Source organism: Paracoccus sp. (in: a-proteobacteria), assembly GCF_046462195.1.
Lineage (GTDB): Bacteria > Pseudomonadota > Alphaproteobacteria > Rhodobacterales > Rhodobacteraceae > Paracoccus.
Genome location: NZ_JBKGUN010000225.1, coordinates 1 through 4030, shown reverse-complemented (window position 1 = coordinate 4030; position 4030 = coordinate 1). Strand labels below are relative to the sequence as shown.

4 protein-coding genes are annotated in these 4030 nt (G+C 60.6%); 2 read left to right on the top strand and 2 right to left on the bottom strand.

The features are described from left to right. Positions 1 to 599 precede the first annotated feature (599 nt). Together ACLHHB_RS13970 and ACLHHB_RS13965 are read left to right on the top strand one after the other, a co-directional pair. Positions 600 to 809: an SIR2 family protein gene (locus tag ACLHHB_RS13970; RefSeq protein WP_410218891.1), complete on the top strand. Its 210-nt coding sequence runs from the start codon at positions 600 to 602 to the stop codon at positions 807 to 809. 486 nt (positions 810 to 1295) lie between these two features. Further along, positions 1296 to 2189: an EamA family transporter gene (locus ACLHHB_RS13965; RefSeq protein ID WP_410218890.1), complete on the top strand. Its 894-nt coding sequence runs from the start codon at positions 1296 to 1298 to the stop codon at positions 2187 to 2189. An 87-nt stretch (positions 2190 to 2276) separates the two neighbouring features. On the opposite strand, the gene ACLHHB_RS13960 is transcribed toward ACLHHB_RS13965, so the two are convergent. Both ACLHHB_RS13960 and ACLHHB_RS13955 read right to left on the bottom strand, forming a co-directional pair. After that, positions 2277 to 2669 (bottom strand): response regulator, encoded by a 393-nt coding sequence (locus tag ACLHHB_RS13960; protein ID WP_410218889.1) that lies wholly within the window; start codon positions 2667 to 2669, stop codon positions 2277 to 2279. An 865-nt stretch (positions 2670 to 3534) separates the two neighbouring features. Continuing rightward, on the bottom strand, positions 3535 to 4030 hold a 496-nt coding region (locus ACLHHB_RS13955; RefSeq protein ID WP_410218888.1), incomplete at its 5' end, for an alpha/beta fold hydrolase.

Genomic DNA, 4030 nt, shown 5'->3' with positions numbered 1-4030 from the left:
GGCTGCGTGACGGCAGGTTCCGTGGTCGTCGTCTGCTGGGCCACAACGGGGCCGCTCACAATAAGAGCCAGAGCAACGGTGGAGATGCGAAGTGCCTTGGATGTCATGAATTTTCTCCTGTTCTGCCAGCCTACTGGCACGGCTGGAAACACAACAACACGCCAGACGAGATGTTCCAAGGAGGGTGGGCGAGCTCAGGCAGCGCCTTGCCCCTCTCAACCTCTCACCTCTGCTGCCGCGATATCAGGTGTTACGGACCGGAAAGAGGACGGTGGAGGGATCGCGCCGGGGTTGTGGGGGGAGAGCGGCCGTGATTGGGCCATTGGGCGCCATCCTCTCTATACCCCTCAGGTGGCATTGCAGCAGCTTCTTGTGAAGGGCTTTGTATCGGACGCTGTGCTGATAAGCGGCCGTGGCCCTGATGAGCAACGCCAGTTCTCCCGGGGACAGGTCTTTCAGGGGCAATCCATGCCGCATGCCGCGCTCCGATGTTTCCGATAGGACAGGGGGGGGCACGGCACCTGCCGAAACATCCGTGCTGTGCTGGGGGATCGTACCCGCAAATAAGCGCATCCTCTAATGAAAACCCGAAGGGTCCAATGGCGCAAGATTGGCAGGTCCGGCGGATCACGGGACGCACCGTGCTCTTCATTGGCTACTCCATGCAGGACCTGAATATCAGGCTTCTGCTGCACCGGATATGGGAGACCTTGAAACGCTCCGGCTATGAGCGGGAGCGGCCGAAGAGCTACGTTTTCATGCCCGACATCGACCCGGTGCAGCAGGCCGTACGCGACAGGTGGGGATAACCCTTCTCACCGGGCCGCCCGACAACACGGCGGAGGCGCTGAGGGATTTTCTTGCACGCCTTCGGGACACGGTGGCTTGCGCTGAAAGGGGAGCATCAGGTGAGGCGACCTTGTAGGGGCCGGATCAAAGAACATAGGAAGATATCGGCAGGCCATGTTGGGGCCATCTGAAAGGTTTCCTCCGAGCGCTCGGGAGGCTGCTAACGGCGATCAGGCAGGGTTTTTCGTAGCGACAATCGTCGATCACCGCCAGGATCCAAAACGCGCTGAAGGGTCGGCTATAGGGAACACAAGGTCGGCGATCCGCACTTGTTCAGGGAGCAGCGCTTCGTGAGGCGGACCATTGCCGCATCTGAAGCATCGTCTTCGGCCTGAAGGCCGCTTACCTAATCAACCCACATACTACATTCGAATGGCGAGGCCCCAGCAGGTCGCGGTAGACGTTTTCGCAGACGCGGCTGAGCCCGCCCCGGTGGGATATGTGACATGGAAATTTGGGCGTTGGTGACAATCGCGGCCGCTGCTGTGCAAACTCTGCGTTTCATGCTGCAGAAGCGCCTGAAGGGATTGGGCCTTTCGACAGCTGGTGCCACCTTCTCACGGTTCGTGTTTGCTGCGCCCATTGCCGGTGCAGCGCTCTGCGCTTTGATCTTCGCTGAAGGCACAAGCCTGCCGGAGCTCTCTTCCACCTTCTGGCTTTGCGCCATGGCAGGAGGCGCGGCCCAGATCATCGCGACGTTCTGCACCGTTGCCTTGTTTTCCGAACGATCTTTCGCCGTTGGAATTGCTTTCACCAAGACCGAGACCATCCTTGTGGCAGCCATGTCCGCGGTGCTGATGTCCGAGCCGGTCTCCTCACCAGGTTTGCTGGCGATCCTGATTGGCACAGGCGGGGTTCTGTTCCTGTCACGTCCCGCAGGGGGGTGGACCGCCAAGGGTGCGAGCCAGCGCCCGTTGCTGCTGGGGATCATGGCCGGCGGCCTCTTCGGGTTTTCCGCGATCGGCTACCGGGCCGCGACACTGGAAGTGGATCATCCCCAGGCATTGTTTCGTGCGCTGGTGGCGCTGGTCGCTGCAACGACGTTCCAGACCCTCGCCATGGCCCTCTGGTTGCGCTTGCGTGAGCCTGGAGAGTTGGGACGGGTTGCGGCACACTGGCGGGCCGTTCTGCCGGTGGGCGTGACAGGGGTGCTCGGCAGTGCCGGCTGGTTTGTCGCCTTCGCGCTTCAGAACGCGGCCTACGTTCGCAGCCTTGGTCAGGTCGAGCTCATCTTCTCCATCCTTGCCTCTGTGATCATCTTTCGCGAAAGGGTGCGGGTGAGCGAGGTCTTCGGCATGGTGCTGCTGGCTGCCTCGATCATACTGATCGTAGCCATGTAGAGTGGACTTGCACAGCGACCTGCCGCGCAAGAAGGCTGTCTGAACAAGGAAACGCGGCGGCCTACTGGCGACAGCCCCGGCAGCGGTTTATTCTGACCCGAGAGCGCGTGTCACGGCGGCCAGAAGGCGGTTCTGCTGGAACGGCTTGTGCACATTCTCCACATTCGCCAGAACCTCGTGGATCTGCAGCTGGGCAGCGTTATAGGCCGACGAGACCACGAACGGGATCCCCAGGCTGCGCAGGCGTTCCGCCACCGGGGCGACGGAATGGCCGCAAAGGTTTGCATCAAGAACGGCGACATCGGGGCTTGCCTGGTCCAGCAGGCGCAAGGCCATGTCTACCGAACCGGCCGGCCCCAGCACGGCATATCCACGATCTTCGAAGATGAACTGAAGATCCATTGCGATGATAGGCTCATCCTCGACGATGAGGATGCACAAACAACGGCCGGAACCGTGGGGGAGGGTGTCACCCTTCATGATGACATCCCCTTCCTTCGCCGCAGGTGAAGGTGAGCGCCGACTGGTGGGTGGGTCTGCTTGAGCCTTGCCACCACACCCTTGCCCGCCCTGCCGTTTTCTTCAGAAAAGGAACAGGAGCGGGGGAGGAATGTTCCGCCAAAACTGAGGCGGGTTGTCGCCGCCAACAGGCAGGGCGGCTCAAATCGCCCAGCAGACGCCCCCTCCGGACAAGTTAGCGAGAACCAGCCAGAACACGCCCTGTCCAGATGCAGCTATCCTCTTCAGCGCCCACGGAAGCCCCGGCCTCGGCTCGATGTAAAGGCTTTCCAAGCATGCAATCAGGGCGCGAGGAAGCCTGTCCGGCCATCATGCTTTGGCGGATCAATCTGGTAGTCGATAACCAGATTGATCCGTCAAAGCATGAATTCCCATGATCTTCGAAAGGCGTTCGTCATTGTGAGCGCTGATGAGATAAGTCTCTGCCTTCTGGATTGCTAGGCGGGTTGTGCCGGTATCCTGTTACATGCGGTTAAAGGGCAGCTCTCTCTCTACTTCAGTCTAGTCTCGGAATTATTCAATCAGTGCGATAGAGATCGGGAACAAGCTTGCCGCGACCCGATTGTCCATACGAATTGGCGGGTGGCCCTCCTCAAAGGGCTGCACAGTTACTAGACAGCCTTCGAACTTTACCGGCGGATCCTGAGAAAACGCGGTGCGGCGGCAAGTCGAAAAGGCATTTGCGTTTCCAGATGATCCCGCTGGACTCGCCTTGTTGATCTGGACTGGTAGTCAACAGCACCCGTACCCACCCCTAACCTTTGCAAGACGATCAAGGCTCGCTCGGTGCCCATGCGAGCCTCATCTTCCGCATGGTGCTCCTTCTTCAGACGGGCTGCTCTTCCTGCCTGCTCCCGTTTGCCCGTTCAAATGCCTCGTCTATCGCCGCCATAACAGCTTCAGGACTTGTCTGATGCACCATGTGGCCGCTGCCCGGAACAGGATGGAAGCTGCTCTGCGCAATGGCGCGGTGGAGCCGGAGCGACTGGGCAGCAGGATCTATCAGCCGGTCTCCGGCCCCCACAACGATGGCGACCGGCATCTTCAACGTGGGGTAGTCGTCGGTCGCTGCAGCGGCTGCCGGGATCAGCAAAGCTGACTCTGCGGCCTCGGCATGGATCTGCGACGGGCGCACGGCCATCTCTTTCGGAAAGCGGCTGAACTTTGCGGGGACAGGCGCGGGACCGAAAATCTTGCGCATGAGAAGAGGCCAGATGAGCCTGCTCGCGACAGGGGCGATCGTGTAGCGCGCAATGTCGCCCAGCAGCGGCACCGCGGGACCCGACAGGAGCGCCATATCAACCCGGGCCGTCGGATAGTAA

Coding starts and splice junctions, on each gene's coding strand:
- ACLHHB_RS13960 (WP_410218889.1), bottom strand. CDS start 2,669: ATGAAGGGTGACACCCTCCCCCACGGTTCCGGCCGTTGTTTGTGCATC.
- ACLHHB_RS13970 (WP_410218891.1), top strand. CDS start 600: ATGGCGCAAGATTGGCAGGTCCGGCGGATCACGGGACGCACCGTGCTC.
- ACLHHB_RS13965 (WP_410218890.1), top strand. CDS start 1,296: ATGGAAATTTGGGCGTTGGTGACAATCGCGGCCGCTGCTGTGCAAACT.